General features: G+C 72.8%; 17 protein-coding genes and 1 pseudogene. 6 read left to right on the plus strand and 12 right to left on the minus strand.

Annotated features, from left to right (window positions below; translation table 11 throughout):
* The first annotated feature begins 100 nt into the window (after positions 1-100).
* Together ACQVFL_RS15660 and ACQVFL_RS15665 are read left to right on the plus strand one after the other, a co-directional pair.
* Complete coding sequence (locus tag ACQVFL_RS15660; RefSeq protein ID WP_431729723.1) at positions 101-1375, plus strand: hypothetical protein; 1275 nt, start codon at positions 101-103, stop codon at positions 1373-1375.
* A gap of 161 nt (positions 1376-1536) precedes the next feature.
* A complete protein-coding gene (locus ACQVFL_RS15665; RefSeq protein ID WP_396695652.1) occupies positions 1537-2268 on the plus strand; it encodes a class I SAM-dependent methyltransferase in 732 nt (243 codons plus the stop codon).
* Positions 2269-2302: 34 nt separating this feature from the next.
* Here the strand turns inward: ACQVFL_RS15665 and ACQVFL_RS15670 are convergent, their stop codons facing one another.
* Positions 2303-3031 carry a MerR family transcriptional regulator gene (locus tag ACQVFL_RS15670; RefSeq protein WP_431729724.1) on the minus strand — a complete coding sequence of 243 codons (729 nt, stop codon included), beginning with the start codon at positions 3029-3031 and terminating at the stop codon, positions 2303-2305.
* A 181-nt stretch (positions 3032-3212) separates the two neighbouring features.
* On the opposite strand from ACQVFL_RS15670, the gene ACQVFL_RS15675 reads away from it, so the two are divergent.
* Positions 3213-5486, plus strand: coding sequence for an ATP-binding cassette domain-containing protein (locus ACQVFL_RS15675; protein WP_431729725.1), 2274 nt, complete (start codon positions 3213-3215; stop codon positions 5484-5486).
* Positions 5487-5601: 115 nt separating this feature from the next.
* Here ACQVFL_RS15675 and ACQVFL_RS15680 read toward each other — a convergent pair whose 3' ends face one another.
* Both ACQVFL_RS15680 and ACQVFL_RS15685 read right to left on the minus strand, forming a co-directional pair.
* Positions 5602-6030: a protein-tyrosine phosphatase family protein gene (locus tag ACQVFL_RS15680; RefSeq protein ID WP_431729726.1), complete on the minus strand. Its 429-nt coding sequence runs from the start codon at positions 6028-6030 to the stop codon at positions 5602-5604.
* A 332-nt stretch (positions 6031-6362) separates the two neighbouring features.
* Positions 6363-7148 (minus strand): annotated as a pseudogene (locus ACQVFL_RS15685) (DedA family protein); the annotation flags it as partial.
* A gap of 81 nt (positions 7149-7229) precedes the next feature.
* Between ACQVFL_RS15685 and ACQVFL_RS15690 the strand changes: the two are divergent.
* Positions 7230-7937: a carbon-nitrogen hydrolase family protein gene (locus ACQVFL_RS15690; protein WP_431729727.1), complete on the plus strand. Its 708-nt coding sequence runs from the start codon at positions 7230-7232 to the stop codon at positions 7935-7937.
* A gap of 6 nt (positions 7938-7943) precedes the next feature.
* Here the strand turns inward: ACQVFL_RS15690 and ACQVFL_RS15695 are convergent, their stop codons facing one another.
* The 5 genes from ACQVFL_RS15695 to ACQVFL_RS15715 all read right to left on the minus strand — a co-directional run bounded on the left by ACQVFL_RS15695 (position 7944) and on the right by ACQVFL_RS15715 (position 12249).
* Positions 7944-9485, minus strand: a complete 1542-nt coding sequence (locus tag ACQVFL_RS15695) for a serine/threonine-protein kinase (protein ID WP_431729728.1) — start codon at positions 9483-9485, stop codon at positions 7944-7946.
* A 136-nt stretch (positions 9486-9621) separates the two neighbouring features.
* Complete coding sequence (locus ACQVFL_RS15700; protein ID WP_396695664.1) at positions 9622-9828, minus strand: hypothetical protein; 207 nt, start codon at positions 9826-9828, stop codon at positions 9622-9624.
* 2 nt (positions 9829-9830) lie between these two features.
* Positions 9831-10886 (minus strand): LacI family DNA-binding transcriptional regulator, encoded by a 1056-nt coding sequence (locus tag ACQVFL_RS15705; RefSeq protein WP_431729729.1) that lies wholly within the window; start codon positions 10884-10886, stop codon positions 9831-9833.
* A gap of 104 nt (positions 10887-10990) precedes the next feature.
* Positions 10991-11872: a helix-turn-helix domain-containing protein gene (locus tag ACQVFL_RS15710; RefSeq protein WP_396695866.1), complete on the minus strand. Its 882-nt coding sequence runs from the start codon at positions 11870-11872 to the stop codon at positions 10991-10993.
* 137 nt (positions 11873-12009) lie between these two features.
* Complete coding sequence (locus ACQVFL_RS15715; RefSeq protein WP_396695668.1) at positions 12010-12249, minus strand: DUF397 domain-containing protein; 240 nt, start codon at positions 12247-12249, stop codon at positions 12010-12012.
* Between the two features lie 254 nt (positions 12250-12503).
* Here ACQVFL_RS15715 and ACQVFL_RS15720 point away from each other — a divergent pair, with 254 nt between their 5' ends.
* Entirely contained in the window at positions 12504-13151 is a 648-nt protein-coding gene (locus ACQVFL_RS15720; RefSeq protein WP_396695670.1) for a GGDEF domain-containing protein, read from the plus strand.
* An 84-nt stretch (positions 13152-13235) separates the two neighbouring features.
* Entirely contained in the window at positions 13236-13886 is a 651-nt protein-coding gene (locus ACQVFL_RS15725; protein ID WP_431729730.1) for a flavodoxin family protein, read from the plus strand.
* A 12-nt stretch (positions 13887-13898) separates the two neighbouring features.
* On the opposite strand, the gene ACQVFL_RS15730 is transcribed toward ACQVFL_RS15725, so the two are convergent.
* The 4 genes from ACQVFL_RS15730 to ACQVFL_RS15745 form a co-directional block, all read right to left on the minus strand.
* Positions 13899-14381, minus strand: coding sequence for a type II toxin-antitoxin system PemK/MazF family toxin (locus ACQVFL_RS15730; protein ID WP_396695674.1), 483 nt, complete (start codon positions 14379-14381; stop codon positions 13899-13901).
* Positions 14382-14489: 108 nt separating this feature from the next.
* Complete coding sequence (locus ACQVFL_RS15735; RefSeq protein WP_396695676.1) at positions 14490-14873, minus strand: DUF2267 domain-containing protein; 384 nt, start codon at positions 14871-14873, stop codon at positions 14490-14492.
* A gap of 167 nt (positions 14874-15040) precedes the next feature.
* Positions 15041-15601, minus strand: coding sequence for a hypothetical protein (locus ACQVFL_RS15740; RefSeq protein WP_431729731.1), 561 nt, complete (start codon positions 15599-15601; stop codon positions 15041-15043).
* Positions 15598-16347 (minus strand): DNA-binding response regulator, encoded by a 750-nt coding sequence (locus tag ACQVFL_RS15745; protein ID WP_396695680.1) that lies wholly within the window; start codon positions 16345-16347, stop codon positions 15598-15600. The genes ACQVFL_RS15740 and ACQVFL_RS15745 overlap by 4 nt, the downstream gene beginning before the upstream one ends.
* Between the last annotated feature and the right edge of the window lie 37 nt (positions 16348-16384).

Consider the following 16384-nt stretch of genomic DNA (forward strand, 5'->3'; position numbering starts at 1 on the left):
ACCGGCCGCCGCTGTCGAGCCACCCGGGCTTCCCACGGCGCTTCAGCCGGCGGCCGCCGACGCGGTCGGCCCGCCCGGCGGTCATTCATGAGGAGAGAGCATGGTCAGGCGTACCCAGAACCAGCGGAAGCAGGCCGCCCTGAAAGTCGGCGGGGTCGGCATCCTCGCGGTGGCGCTGCTCGGCGCGGGCTTGACGCTGGCCTCCGCCGACGACGGCACCGGTGCGGCGCAGACGGCGAACTGCCCGACGGTCCGCGACAAGCTCTCCGGCGTACCAGCCGCCGCCGTCGCCGGAGTGGAACAGGAGCTGGCCAACCTCGACAAGCAGATCGAGGAGGCCAACGCCCGCCTCGCCGCACAGGCCGCCAACCCGCAGGGCGGCGCCAACTTCATCCAGCTCGCCATCCTCGGCCCGCTGGCCAGCAAGCGCACCGCCGCCCTGGACCGGATCGGCATCAACATCAACCGGGCCGGCGGACAACGCCCCGACCTGGCCAGCCTGGCGAACTGCGGCCTGAACGCCGCAGGCACCCCGAGCGCCGTCAACGGCGGCGCGGGCAACGGTGACATCGCGGCCGGGAACGGCAACACCGGCGGCAACACCGGCGGCAACACCGGCAACACCGGAGCCGGTGCGGCGCAGACGGCGAACTGCCCGACGGTCCGCGACAAGCTCTCCGGCGTACCAGCCGCCGCCGTCGCCGGGGTCGAGCAGGAACTGGCCAACCTCGACAAGCAGATCGAGGAGGCCAACGCCCGCCTCGCCGCACAGGCCGCCAACCCGCAGGGCGGCGCCAACTTCATCCAGAACGCCATCCTCGGCCCGCTGGCCAGCAAGCGCACCGCCGCCCTGGACCGGATCGGCATCAACATCAACCGGGCCGGCGGACAACGCCCCGACCTGGCCAGCCTCGCCACCTGCGGCCTCAACGCCGCAGGCACCCCGAGCGCCGTCAACGGCAACGCGGGCAACGGCAACGCGGGCAACGGCAACGCGGGCAACGGCAACGCGGGCAACGGCAACGCCGGGAACAACGGGAACGCGGGTAACAACGGGAACGCCGGTGCCGGCGTGGCGCAGCGGGTGAACTGCCCGAGCGTCGCCGACCGACTGCCGACCGTACCGGCGCAGGCCGCCGCCGAGGTGCAGCGTGAGCTGGCCAACCTGGACAACCAGATCGCGGACGCCAACGCCCGTCTCGCCCAGCTCGCGGTACGCCCGGAGGGTGGACCGAACTTCGTGCAGAACACGGTCGTCGGCCCGCTGAAGGACCGGCGTGTCGCCGCCCTGAACCGGATCGCCACCGCGATCGGCCGGGTCGACGGCAACCGGCCCGCCGAGCTGGTCGACCTGGCCCCCTGCTCGGTGAGCTGACCTCGGCGACACCCCACGGACGGTGGGCGACGGCTCTGGCCATCGCTCACCGTCTATTTTTGCGGCATCATTCACAAACTGGTTGACCCCTCAGTCACCGGACGACTACAACACGTTACAGCGCTGGGCCGGATCCGCCGGCTGCGGTCGGAGGGGTGACCGTGGGTCTGATCTCGTACGACGACGCCGAGGCGGCGGCCTTCGCCGCCACCCGCGAGCTGGCGCCCGCCGGCCTGACCCACTGGCGGCACGCCGTCCAGGAGCACCTGCGGCCACGGCCCGGGTCCACGCTGCTCGACCTCGGGGCCGGTACGGGAGCGTGGGCCACCACCTTCACCGGCTGGTACGGCGTACGGGTGCTGGCGGTGGAACCGGCCCCGGCGATGCGCGACCGATGCCCGCACCGGCCGATGGTGGCCGGCGAGGCGACCGCGCTCCCACTGGCCGCCTCCAGTGTGGACGGGGCCTGGTTGTCGACGATGCTGCACCACGTACCCGATCTCGACGCGGTGGCCCGGCAGTTGCGCCGGGTGCTGCGTCCGGGCGCGCCGGTGCTGATCCGTTCGCCCTTTCCGGGCCGCCACCAGCTCGTCGCCCTGTTCGAGTGGTTTCCCGAGGCGATCCGGGTGCTCGACCGGTTTCCCAGCCTGTCCCGGGTGCGCTCGGCGTTCGCCGTCGCCGGCTTCCCGGTGAGCAGCGTCGAGCCGGTCGCGCAGACGGTGGCCACCTCGCTGGCCGAGTACGCCGACCGGATCGACCGGCGCGCGCACACTCCCCTGCACCTGATCAGCGAGTCCGAGTTCCGGGCCGGTATGGCCCGGCTGAGGCGGGCGGTCGAGGGCAGCACCCCGGCACCGGTGGTCGACCACCTCGACCTGCTGGTGCTGCGCTGAGAATCCAGAAGCGGTCAGCGAATCCAGAAGCGAGTCAGCGCGGACCGAGATACCGCAGGTAGTCGTACAGCGCGGCGGAGCCGGCCAGCCGGCGCAGGCTGCGCCGGTGCAGTTCCTGCTCCCGTCGGGCGAGTTCCGCGCGGACCCGCTGCGGGCTGCCGGTGCTCCGCAACTCGTCGAGCACCGCAGTGATGATCTCGAACGGGTAGGCGCCCCGGCGCAGCAGCGCCACCACCTGGGCCGCCCGCAGCTCGGCCTCGTCGTAACGCCGATAGCCGGTGCCCGGCTCGCGGGTCGGCCGCAGCAGCCCGCGCGTCTCCCAGGACCGTAGCTGCGAGGTGCGGACCCCGACCAGGTCGGCGACCGCGCCGACCCGGGCGGCCCGACGGGGCGTCGGGACCGGTGCGCCGGGGTTCGCCACCACGGTCTCGAAGGCCCCGAGCACCCGCCGGATCTCGCCGCGTTCCCGGTCCAGTTCCGCGTGCCCGGCGTCCAGCGCGGCCAGCGCCGCCGGGAGGTCACCCGCGTGTACCGCCGCCATGATCTGGCGGGTACGCCCCCAGCCGTGCCCGTCGGCGACCGTCCGCGCGACGGTCAGGGCGCGCTGGTGCGCCGCCGTGAAGATCCGGTAGCCGCTCGGCGTGCGCGCCACCGGCGGCAGCACGCCGAGATCGACATAGTTGCGCACCTGCTGCACGGAGATGCCGGCCGACGCGGCGAGGTCCACCGCGCGCAGCCGCCCGGTCGACCGCCGTCCCGTCACCGGTTCACCCTAGCGCCTCACGTTCGTTTGAGACTTGAAGGCTCATTTCGCCCTGCCTACCGGCGGGGAGTCGGCAGAAGTCTCCACGGGCAGGTCAATGAGACACTTGAACCTGGCCAGGCCATCCCCCGCTCCTCCTTTCCGGGGCAGGAGTCCGTCCACGATCTCGCAAAGGGTTCGCATGCAGCAGCCAGCACGGTCCGCCGCCGACAGTCACGACGTGATCGAGGTACGCGGAGCCCGGGAGAACAATCTCGACTCCGTCTCGGTCGACATCCCGAAGCGTCGACTGACCGTCTTCACCGGTGTCTCCGGATCCGGTAAGTCGTCGCTGGTCTTCGGCACCATCGCCGCCGAGTCGCAACGGATGATCAACGAGACCTACAGTGCGTTCCTCCAGTCGTTCATGCCCAACCTCTCCCGGCCGGACGTGGACTCGCTGCGCAATCTCACCCCGGCGATCGTGGTGGACCAGGAGCGGATGGGCGCCAACTCCCGCTCCACCGTCGGCACCGCCACCGACGCGTACGCGATGCTGCGCATCGTGTTCAGCCGCCTCGGCACGCCGCACGTCGGCGGCGCCGGGGCGTTCAGCTTCAACCTGGCCGAGGGCATGTGCCCCGCCTGCGAAGGACTGGGCCGGGTCTCCGACCTCGACGTCAACGAACTCGTGGACGTGGAGAAGTCCCTCAACGACGGCGCCATCACCGTGCCGAACTTCGCGGTCGACACCTGGTACTGGCAGACCATCGTCGGCTCCGGTCTGTTCGACCCGGACGTCAAGCTCCAGGACTTCACCCCGCAGCAGTGGGAGGACTTCCTGCACAAGCCGGCCACGAAGATCAAGGTGGGCAGCAACAACCTGACCTACGAGGGCCTGGTCGTCAAGGTGCGCCGGCTCTACCTGGCCAAGGACCGCGAGTCGATGCAGCCGCACATCCGCTCCTTCGTCGACCGGGCCGTCACCTTCACCACCTGTCCCGACTGCGACGGCACCCGGCTCAACGCCGCCGCGCTCTCCTCCCGCATCGCCGGCCGCACCATCGCCGAATGCGCCGCCATGCAGATCAGCGACCTCGCCGCGTTCGTCCGGAGCATCGAGGACTCCTCGGTCGCCCCGTTGACCGGGAACCTGCGGGAACTGTTGGACTCGCTGGTCGAGATCGGTCTGGGCTACCTCAGCCTCGACCGGGAGTCGGCCACCCTCTCCGGCGGCGAGGCGCAGCGGGTCAAGATGGTCCGGCACCTCGGGTCCAGCCTCTCCGACATCACGTACGTCTTCGACGAACCCACCGTCGGCCTGCACCCGCACGACATCGCCCGGATGAACGACCTGCTGCTGCGGCTGCGGGACAAGGGCAACACGGTCCTCGTCGTCGAGCACAAGCCGGAGACCATCGCGATCGCCGACCACGTGGTCGACCTCGGTCCGGGGGCGGGTACCGCCGGTGGCCGGATCTGCTACACCGGAGACGTGGCCGGGCTGCGCCGCTCCGACACCCGTACCGGCCGACACCTCGACCACCGGGTACGCCTACGCGAGCGGGTCCGGACCCCCACCGGGCAGTTGGCCATCCGCCACGCCGACCTGCACAACCTGCGCGACGTCAGCGTGGACGTCCCGCTCGGCGTGCTGACCGTCGTGACCGGGGTTGCCGGGTCGGGAAAGAGTTCCCTGGTGCACGGCTCGTTGCGGCGACGGGACGGGGTGGTCGTGGTCGGCCAGGCACCGATCCGGGGATCGCGGCGCAGCAACCCGGCCACGTACACCGGTCTGCTCGACCCGGTACGCACCGCGTTCGCGAAGGCCAACGGCGTGAAGGCGGCGCTGTTCAGCGCCAACTCCGAGGGCGCCTGCCCGACCTGCAAGGGCATCGGGCTGGTCTACACCGACCTGGCGATGATGGCCGGCGTCGCGTCGGTCTGCGAGCGGTGCGAGGGCCGCCGCTTCACCGACGAGGTGCTGACCTACCGGCTGCGCGGTCGCACCATCAGCGAGGTACTCGGCATGTCGGTCAGCGAGGCGCAGGACTTCTTCCCCGGCGGCGCCGCCCGGGTGGTCCTGGACCGGCTCGCCGACGTGGGGCTGAGCTACCTCACCCTGGGTCAGCCGCTGACCACCCTCTCCGGTGGCGAACGGCAGCGACTCAAACTGGCCATCCACATGGCCGAGAAGGCCGGCACGTACGTGCTGGACGAGCCGACGACCGGCCTGCACCTGGCCGACGTCGACCAGTTGCTGGCGCTGCTCGACCGGCTGGTGGACGCCGGCAACACGGTCCTCGTCATCGAGCACCACCAGGCGGTGATGGCGCACGCGGACTGGCTGATCGACCTGGGGCCGGGCGCCGGTCACGACGGCGGCCGGGTCGTCTTCACCGGCACTCCCGCCGACCTGGTCGCGCACGGCGAGACGCTCACCGCCCGGCACCTGCGCGAGTACGTGGTCCCCTGACGGAGCCGCCTGCGCCCGGCACGGTCGTGTCGGGCGGAGGCGGGTCAGGCTTCACCGGGCGGAGGCGGGTCAGGCATAGCCGGGCGGAGGGCGCGAGGGCAGTCGGGCGGGCGCGTCAGGCCAGACGACGCAGCCAGTGACGTTGCCACGGGGTCTCGACCGCGCGGGGACGGTAGACGGCCCGGACCCAGTCCACCGCCTGATCGGCGGGCAACCCGTCGAGGATCGCCAGCGCGGCCAACGCGGTGCCGGTCCGACCCGTACCGCCCCGACAGGCCACCTCCACCCGCTCGCCCGCGTACCCCCGGCGCAACGCCTCCCGCAGGGCGTCCAGGGCGTCGGCCCGGTCCACCGGTATCCAGAAGTCGGGCCAGCGCACCCTGCGGTAGGCCCACCCGGGCGTCGGCCCGGGCGCCAGCAGCAGACTGAAGTCGGCGTCGGTGACCGGATCCGCGATGCGTCGCCCCCGCACCCGTACGCCGCCGGGCAGCGCGACCACCCCGGCCTGCGTGGCCCAGCCCTGGTCCTGCTGCTCGGCGCTCACCAGCGATGTCCCGACTGGTCTGGGCGGCCCTGGTCCGCCGCCGGACGCTCGTCCGCCCAGGCGCGCTGGTCGTCGCCCCAACCACCAGGCTGGCCCGCCACCGGCTGATGGTCGGCCCAACCAACCTGCTGACCCGCCACCGGCCGGTCCTCCGTCCAGGCGTGCTGGTCGTTCCCCCAGCCACCATACTGCCCCGCCACGGGTTGGTGCTCGGCCCGACCACCCTGCTGACCCGCCACCGGCCGCTCGTCCGCCCAGGCGCGCTGGTCGCTCCCCCAACCACCGGGCCGGTCCACCACCGGCCGCTCGTCGGCCTGGGCGCGTTGGCCGGTCACGGGCTGGTCGTCGGCCCAGGCGCTGCGGTAGATGGTGCCCCGCCCCTCCGGGTCGGGTGTCCCGGTCGTCGCCGACTCGGCCACGGCGGAGGCGGTGTCGTTGGCGCGCAGCCCACCGGCCCGGCGGGAGCGCCGCAACCGGGTGACCACGAACCACACCAGCCCGGCCAGGCAGGCCACGATGACCACGTTCTGCAGGATGCCCGCGTACCCCTCGACCAGATGCCAGTTGTCACCGAGCAGATATCCGGCCATCACGAACGTGGTGTTCCAGATCAGGCTGCCCAGCGTGGTGTAGAGCGTGAAGGTGAGCAGCGGCATCCGCTCCACGCCCGCCGGGATGGAGATCATGCTGCGGAAGATCGGGATCATCCGGCCGAAGAAGACGGCCTTGACGCCGTGCCGGAGGAACCACTCCTCGGTCCGGTCGACGTCGCTGAGCTTGACCAGCGGCAGCTTCGCCGCGATCGCCCGGGTCCGCTCCCGCCCCAGCACCGCGCCGATCCAGTAGAGCGCCAGAGCGCCGAGAACCGACCCGAGCGTGGTCCAGAAGATCGCTGCGACCACACTCATCCGGCCCTGCGCGGCGACGAATCCGGCGAGCGGCAGGATGACCTCGCTGGGGATCGGCGGGAAGAGGTTCTCCAACGCCACGGCCAGCCCCGCCCCGGGGGCACCGAGTCGCTCCATCAGGTCGGTGACCAGACCGACCAGGCCGTCCTCGGGCGGTGCGGACTGGGCGACGACGCCGACACCAGACGGGGCGTGCGGGGCTTGAATCATGGCCCACACGCTACGAACTCAAGCTGAGAATCGCACAATCGCCCGTCGATCGGTGAACGAGCACGATCTAGGCTACCCAGAGTGAGTGACGCATCAACGCGCGGCCCACTGCGGATCGCCGTCGCCCAGCCGTCGTACGTGGCGTACGACGTCGCGGCGAACGTGTCGGCGCACGCCGCGCTGGTCCATGCCGCCGACTGCCGGGTGGTCGTCTTCCCCGAGCTCTCACTGACCGGGTACGAACTGGACGCGCCCCCGCTCGACCCGACCGACCCACGGCTGGCGCCGCTCGTCGAGGCGTGCGGCCGGACGGGAACGCTGGCGCTGGCCGGCGCGCCGGTGGCCGGTGACCACATCGCCACCCTCGCGGTGGACCACGACGGCGCGCGCGTGGCGTACCGGAAGATGTCGCTCGGCACGGTGGAGGCCCGGCGGTTCACGCCCGGCCCGGAACCGGTCGTGGAGACCGTCGACGGCTGGCGGCTGGGCCTGGCGATCTGCAAGGACACCGGGGTGCCGGAGCACGCCGCCTGGACCTGCGCGCTCGGCGTCGACGTCTACGTCGCGTCGGTCGTCGACCACGCGGCTGACGCGGCGGTCCAGGACGAACGGGCAGTGCGGATCGCCACCGCACACCGAGTGGTGGTGGCGGTCGCGAGCTGCGCGGGGCCGACCGGCGGTGGCTTCGGGGAGACCGCCGGGCGCTCGGCGATCTGGGCACCCGACGGATCCGTGCTGGCCCGCGCGGGCACCGCACCGGACGAGTTCGTCCAGGCCGCCCTCACCTGAGGCCGGTCAGTCGTCGTCCTCGTCGTCGAGTGACTCCTCGACCTGGTCGAGCAGGCGCTCCAGGCGCTCGGCGAAGTCGGCCGGGACCCGACCGCGATCCACCTCGTCGTCCAGGCGGTCGCGCAGTTTCTCGATGCGCTTCTCGCGGTCCTTGGGCTTGCCGGTGGCGAGTTCGGCCAGGTCCTTGCGCAGCCGGTCGGCGACCTTGCGGTCGATGTCACCGCTGAACTGCCCCTCGGTCAGCAGTGCGATGAGCTCACCGGCGGTCTGGCGCAGGTTCACCGGCTCGGGCCGGGCGGTCGACGGCGTCGGGCTGGGTCGTGGGGCGGCCGACGTGGCCGGTGGCGAGGAGGTCGGTGGCGGTGCGGCCGGTGCGGAGCTGGGCGTGGCGGCCGGCACCCCTTCGTCGCCACTGCCGAGGGCGACCGCCGTGCCGATGCCGGCCACCAGGACCAGTCCGGTCGCCACCAGTGCGCCGACCGGTCGACGGGGACGCCGTGGGCGACCGGCGACGCTCCGGGTCGGACCGTCCGGCGTGGACCGGGCGGCGGAGGGCGGTCGGGCCGTCGCCGACCAGGTACCGGTCCGGTCGACGAGCGTCGCCGGGTGCGCGGCGGTCGCCGTACGGGCGGCGGTGGACGGGTCCGCCCCGCCGTGGGCGACGGCGGTGGTGACGATCGGCAGCACGGTCGTGGCCGACGAGGCCGCACCGCTCGCACCGGCGACGAACCGCGCCGCCAGTTGACCCGCGGTGGGGCGGCGGCCCGGATCGGGATCGAGGCAGGCCAGCATCAGGTCGGCCATGTCGGCCGGCAGGCCGGGTACGCGCGGAGGCGGCACCGGACGCCGGTTGGCGTGCACCACCAAGGCGTCCTCCCAGCTCTGCACGGGCAGCGGAGGTTCACCGGTGACGGTGCGGTAGAGCAACGCGCCGAGGGCGTACACGTCGCTGGCCGGGTCCGGGGCGCCCGGACCGAACCGTTCGGGCGCGGTGTACGCGGGCGTACCCATCATCGGCTCGCCGGTCGGGCCGGGACCGGCGTGCGGTGGCCCGGTCGGCGCGGCGATGCCGAAGTCGAGCACCTTGGCGCCGGTCTCGGTGAGCATCACGTTGCCCGGCTTGATGTCGCGGTGCACCACGCCGATGCGGTGCGCGGCGGCCAGTGCGGCGGCCACCTGGGCGGCCGTGCGCAGCGCCGAGGGCCAGGGCAGGGGGCCGTCGGCGAGTCGGTCGGCGAGGTTCTGCCCGTCGACGAGTTCCATGACCAGGAACGGCACCACGGTGCCACCGTCGAGGGCGGCCTCGCCGTAGTCGTACACCTGGGTGACGTGCGGATGAGCCAGGCGTGCCGCGGCGCGAGCCTCGCGGCGGAGGACGGCCCGCAGATCCGGGTCGACGGCGAACGAGCCGGCGAGGACCTTCACCGCGACGGGTCGGCCGAGGATCTCGTCATCGGCCCACCAGACCTCGGACATCCCGCCGAGGCCGATCCGGTCGCGCAGCACGTAGCGGTCGTGCAACCGCAGGCTGGGGGTGAAGGCTGACATGGGTCTCCAGTCTGCCTGGTGACCCGCCCCGCACACCAGTCGAGCGACCCGGGCGGCAGCGGTCGGGGCGGCTGCCGCGGGAGCCGGTGGGGGACTCAGGCCCGCCTCGCCGCCACCGCCCGGTCCCCGGTCGCCCTCAGCGGACGCAGTTGGTCGGGCTGGGCAGCGGGGCCGGCTGGATCCGGTCGGCGAGTCGGCGCAGTGCCCCGGCAGCGCGTCGGCGACCGGTGGCGAACCGCGCGACACGCGGCGGATCGGGACGGATCGGCGCGTCCGGCCGGGCGGAGTTGACGTGGCGGTCGACCGCGTCGATGGCGAACACGAAGCCGGTGGGCTGTTCCATGGTCAGCTCCTCGGGACAGGTCCGGACGTGGTCCGGACGACGAGCGTGGTGGGCAGCAGGATCTGACCCGCGCGGGCATCCTCGGGCGGGTCGAGGAGCAGTTCGGCCGCGGTGCGCCCCTTCTCCTCGGCGGGCTGACGCACGGTGGTCAGGCCGGCGGTGGCGGCCTCGGCGATGTCGTCGAAGCCGGTGACGGAGACCGGTGGTCCCCCTCCGGCCTGAGTGCGCAGGGCGTCGAGCGCGCCGAGGGCGAGTACGTCGGAGGCGGCCAGCACCGCCGTGGGCGGCTCGGGCAGGCCGGCGAGCGCCCGGGTGGCCACGGCTCCGGCCTCCCGGGTGTTGTCCCGGGCGGTGAGCACCGTCAGGTCGGTCCAGGACACGCCGGCCGTCGCGAAGGCGTCGGCGAAGCCGGCGAACCGCTCGCGGGTGGTGGGATGCGGCACGCCGGTCACGTCGGCCACGCGCAGCAGTCCGTCTCCGGCGCGTGGCAGGACGTCGTGGCCGAGCAGCGCGACCCGTCGGTGTCCGAGGTCGACCAGGTGCGCGGCCACCGAGTGGGCGGCGGCCCGCTCGTCGATGCCGACCCAACGGTCGTCCGCGCGGGGTCGCGACGAGGTGGTGACGAAGGGCAGCCCACGGCGACGGATGGCGGCGAGGAGGCCCTCCTCGCCGCCGGTGCAGTAGACGCAGAACCCGTCGGCGGCGGCGTTCTCCACCGCCCGCCGCGCACCGGCCGGATCCGGTGGCAGCGGCACCAGTAGCAGGCTGCTGGCGTGGCGTTCGGCCGCCTCGGCGACGCCGGTGACGAACCGGACCGCGAAGGGGTCGGTGAACGCGTACGACAGCCGCGAGGTGAACAGCACCCCGATGGCGCCGACGAAGCCCCGGCGCAGCGACCGGGCAGTCGGGTCGGGTCCCGGGTAGCCCATCTGCCGGGCGGCGGCCAGGATGCGCTCGCGCAGCTCGGTGGAGAGCTGGTCGGGACGGCTGTACGCGTTGGAGACGGTGCTGCGTGAGACGCCGACCGCCTCGGCGACGGCCCGCAGGGTCGGTTTCATGCAGGCCCACCCTTCTGGATCGATCCAGTTACTGGATCGATCCAGAGACTAGCCAGCACGTCGTCAGGTGTCAATCACCCGCCGTCGTCAACGGTCCGGGTGGATCACCTGGGGTCGAGGTCCGCGATCATCCGTTCGAGGATCTCCGCCGTACGCTCCGGCGGCTCGGCCTCGACACAGAGCCGCTCCATGGCGACCGCGTAGAAGTCGAGGTCATCGCGCTTGTCCAGATAGATCGCGCTGGTCAACTGCTCGATGTAGACGATGTCCGGCAGATCCTGGTCACCGAAGCGCAGGATGGTGAAGGCACCACCGGCGGCGGCGTGTCCACCGGCGGCGAACGGGATGACCTGCACCCGGACGTTCGGTGTCTGGGTGGCCTTGAGCAGGGCCTCCAACTGCCCCCGCATGACCTGCGGACCACCGATCGGGCGGCGCAGCGCCGCCTCGTCGACCACCGCCCAGAGCCGGGGCGGCTTGGCCCGGTGCAGCACCTCCTGCCGGCGCATCCGCAGGTCCACCCGGCGGTCGATCTCCGCGGGCGAGGCCTGGCCGTGCCCGAGCAGCACCACGGCGCGGGCGTACTCGCGCGTCTGCAACAGGCCCGGCACGAACTGCACCTCGTAGCTGCGGATCAGCGCCGCCGCGGCCTCCAGGCCGAGATACGACTGGAACCACGACGGGAGCACGTCGCCGTAGCGGTGCCACCAGCCCGGGTTGTTCGCGTCCCGGGCCAGCTTGAGCAGCGCGCCGCGCTCCTGTTCGGCGGTGACGCCGTAGAGCGTGAGCAGGTCGGCGACGTCGCGTTCCTTGAACCCGACCCGACCCAGCTCCATCCGACTGATCTTGGACTCGGAGGAGCGGATCTCCCAACCGGCGTTCTCCCGGGTGACCCCGCGCGACTCACGCAACCGCCGCAGTTGGGCGCCGAGTAGCATCCGCAGCACGGTGGGGCCCGCCGCCGGACCCTCCTCCGCGGAAACCATGGTCACCTGCCGTCCTCCGCACGCCGTCGTCGGTCGAACCGATGGACCGGTCCGACCGACGTGTAAGCATGCCATGAACCATCAGTGAGGTGAACCTCCGTCCCGCGTACGGCGATTCCCAGCGATGGGACGGACGGTCAGTCGATCAGATGGTCGAAGTCCCCGTCCCGGGCGCCGAGCACGAACGCGGTGATCTCGTCGACGGTGTAGATCAACGCCGGCCCCTCCGGGTGGCGGGAGTTGCGCACGGCGATCCCCGCCCCCTCGGGCAACTCCGCCAGCTCGACACAGTTCCCACTGGGATTGCTGTGCCGGCTCTTCTGCCAGACGAGAGGGGGCAACTGGGCGACGGGAACGCCGTTCGGGGGCTGCTGCATGGTGACGTCGGTTCTCTCCGGTAGGCGCCGGTGCCGTGGGAGGAGCGGTAGCGGCAAAGGGGATGGAGTCAACTCATCTGCACGTGCATCTGCTATTGCATCTGCAATGGACAGCGAGCATGATAGCGCAAGTGAGCGGTGCCCATCCGCTCACTTTCTGTCACGCGATCCCGGCCGCCACCAGGGGAAACGAGGTGTCTGGCACACACCCGTCGGGCGGGCGCGCGACGCGTTCGCGGCGAAGGGAGAGGTGGGTGCCGGATCCGCTCACTGTCGCGTCCGGTCTCTGCGCCGTCGGTGCCCTGCTCTCCTCCTGGCAGCTCGGACGTCGGGCCGTCCGCGCCGAGTCGGAGATCGGCCGACTCCAGGCCGAGCTGACCGCCGAACGGCACGCCGCCAGCCACGATCCGCTGACCGGCCTGCCCAACCGGCGGGCCTTCTACCGTCTGGCCGCGACCCTGCTCACCGACTGCGCGGGCCGCCCACTGGTCGCGGTGGTGCTCGACCTGGACGACTTCAAACAGATCAACGACCGGTACGGACACTCCGCCGGAGACCAGGTGCTGATCAGCGTCGCCGAACGGCTGGCCACCTTCGCCGGGGACAACCTGGTCGCCCGGCTCGGCGGGGACGAGTTCGCCGGACTGCTGGCCAGCCCCACCACGGACCGCCGGTGGATCGACCACGCCACCCGGCGCCTCTGCGACATGCTCGCCGCGCCGATCCCGCTGGGCACCGTCACCCTACGGGTGACCGCCTCGGTCGGCCTGGCACCGGTGCAGGGCACCCACCTCACCGAGGCCCTCGACCGGGCCGACGCGGTGATGTACGAGGCCAAGGGCATCGGCGCCGGCCGAGCCCGCCGGGAGCTGCGCGACAGCCCGCATCTCGCCGAGTGCTGACCTCCGTCCCTCCGTCGGGGCGTGACCGCGTCGTGTCCGGGTAACGGAACGGGATCAGGCGGACCGACGGCCGGAGGGACGATCGTGGCGAACATCCGGGCCCTGGTGCTCAACTGCACCCTCAAGCGCTCACCGGCGCCCTCCAGTTCCGAGGCGCTCGGGCGTGAGGTCCTCGACGCCCTCGCCGAGCAGGACGTCGACGGTGACCTGATCCGCGTCGTCGACCACGACGTCCGCTTCGGCGTCTCCACCGACGAGGGCGACGGGGACGGCTGGCCGGGCATCCGGGCGAAGCTGCTCGCCGCGCGGATCCTGGTGATCGCCACACCGATCTGGCTCGGCCAGCCGTCGAGCGTCTGCAAGATGGTGCTGGAACGGCTGGACGCCGAACTCGCCGAGACCGACGAGCAGGGCCGGCTGCTCACCTACGGCAAGGTCGGTGCGGTCGCCGTGGTCGGCAACGAGGACGGCGCACACCACACCATCGGCCAGGTGCAACAGGCCCTCAACGAGGTCGGCTTCACCTGCCCGGCGGCCGGGGCCACGTACTGGGTCGGTGAAGCGCTGCACAAGACCGACTACCTCGACGTACGCCCGAAACCCGACACCACCGGCCGGACCACCGCGGCGCTGGCACTGAACAGCGCCCACCTGGCCCGGCTGCTCGCCGCGCAGCCGTACCCGCCGCCGGACACCCGGCACGCGGCGGCCGGTCCCGGTCCCGAGGCGGGTTGACCGCGCCGGGCGTCAGTGCCAGCCGTACCCGGCGCGCAACGCCTGGCCGACCCGGTCGAATCGGGCCCGGTCCAGCACCGCGCCCTCCCGACGGATGCTGTCCTCCCGCATCGTCAGCACCCGGTCCAGCCGCACCCAACTGGGCCGCTTCTCCCGGTCCCACTCGCCGGGCCCGAGCGACAGCCAGTGCCGCTCGCCGTCGCGGTCGCTGCGGCTGGACAACATCAGCGCGAACAGCGTCCGGCTGTGCCGCCCCACCACCAGCACCGGACGGTCCTTGCCCTGCCGGGGGTCGTCCTCGTAGGCCACCCAGGTCCAGACGATCTCCCCCGGGTCGGCCTGGCCGTCCGGTTCCGGCGCATACGACAGCACGCGACGCTGCAACGCGGTGACCTGACGCGGTCGCGCGGTCTTCGCCGGTGCCGGCCCACCACGCCGGGGACCCGGGATAACCGCGCCGACACGGGCCGCCATACTCCTCAACAGACCTGCCACGGGCGGCAGCCTATCGGCTGGCATCGACCGCCCCACCGGCAGGGAGACCTCTGGCGGGTCCGGTCCACGTGGCGCGCCGGGGCTCCCCCGCCCCGACCCGGGCACGCGTCAGGGCAGGGTCTCCCCGGGGCACTCGACGGGTCCGGCCGACGGGCTCCGCAACCGTGCCACCAGATGCCGGAACTCGGCCACGGTGACGGTCTCGCGCAGCGTGGCGAAGACCGCGTCGGCCCCGACGGAGGCCGTCGCCCCGTCGACGCCGGCCCGCTGGGCCACCCGGCGCAGGAACTCCGCCGGTCGGGTCGACCCGGATCCGGTGGGCGGGTCGTCGGTCAGCTCGTCCGGCAGGTACCCGGTCGGGTCGGTGGTCGCCGTCGTACCCGCCATCCGCTCGGCGACGGTGTCCAGCACCGCGCGGGCCACGGCGGCGGCCTGGTCGGACGGCAGGCCCGACCGGCGCGACACCGCGGCGACGAACAAGGGAAACCGCACGGCGCCCTCCTGTCGTCGGCGCCGCGCCGATTACCCCTGCCCCACGCCGACAAACCGCCTCGGATGCGGGTGCGGTGCGGGTGCGGTGTAAGGAAGGGTCCCCTGCTATCGCCTGGTGTATAGCAGGGGACCCTTCCTTACCAGCAGGCCCGTGGCGGGACGCGGATTCACGTGGGTGTCGACTCGCTCGGGGGCGACGGCGAGCGGGCCTCGCGCCAGCACGCCGCCCGCCGCGCGTCCACGGTGTAGCAGAGTTCGCGGGACGCCTCCGGCCGCCCGTCCACCCGGGCGAACGGAAGTCCCCGGCCCGCGTAGTCGTAGTGCGCCTTCAACAGTCGGGTCAGGCCCGCCATCGCCCCGACGATCTTCTTGCGTGGCCGACCGGTGGCCTGCGCCAGGTCCCGCACGGTGAACAGCCGGTCGGGCTCGGCGGCGAGCGCGTCGAGCACCGCGGCCACCGTACGGTGGGTGGCGCTGCTTCCCCGGCTGAGTCGACGCAGGTCATCGACGGACCAGTCGGCGGCGGGCGGGCCGGGCGGAGGTGCGACCCGGGCGTGCGGCGGCCCCGCCCGCTGTCCGGCGTCCAGTTCGGCCAGCAGGCGCGCGACGTGCGGCACGTAGGCCATCGGCACCGCCACCAGCACCATCCCGTCCGGTGCCGGCCCCGGCTGACGGGTCGGCGCCCACCCGGCGCGGGGCGGGTACGGCGGCGGTGCCGGGGCGGTCACGAGGTCGGGTGGGCGGCCGGGGCCGCGGCGGGTACGAACCGGTACCCCAGGCCGCGTACGGTCACGATCACCGGAGGTCGGTCGCCGTCGAGGGCGAGCCGCCGACGCAGTCGCTTGATGTGCACGGTCAGCGTGTTGGAGCTGTCGTCGGGGACGCCGCCCCAGACAGCGGTGAGCAACTGCTCGCGGGTGACCGTCCGCTCGGCGTGGCTCATGAAGAAGTAGAGCAGCTTGAACTCCTTCAACGGCAGGGCGATCGCCCGACCGTCCCGGCTCACCTCGAACGTCGCCGGGTCCACCCGCAGTCCACCGAGTTCGATCGGCGGGTCGAGCGCGCCGGAGGTGTCCGGGCGGATGGCCCGCAGGATCGGCAGCACCTCCTCGGCGCGGTACGGACGGCGGACACCGGCGGTGGCGCCCGCCTTGAGCGCGGCCACGGCCACCCCGCCGTCGTCGTCACCGACCCCGACCACGGTCGGGATGCCGGCCCGCCCGGCCAGCAGCCGCACCAGGTCGGCGCTGCTCATGGTGCCCAGTCCGGCGGCGACCACGGCGGCGTCCGGTTGCAGGGCACCGGTGGCCAGCAAGGCCTCCGCGGCGTGCGGGAAGTGGTGCCCGCGTACCCGATGGTCGGCCAACTGCGCGACCAGCTCGGCGCCGACGCTCTCGTCGTCGTCCACCACGAGCAGCACGAATCGCCCGTCGGCTCGGTGGTCACCCCTGGTGGCCTCGACGAGGATGTTCATTCCACACCGGCTCCGGTTCAGGTTCGGGCCCCACGCG

Origin of the sequence: Verrucosispora sp. TAA-831, from assembly GCF_050780145.1 — a bacterium.
Classification (GTDB): Bacteria; Actinomycetota; Actinomycetes; order Mycobacteriales; family Micromonosporaceae; genus Micromonospora.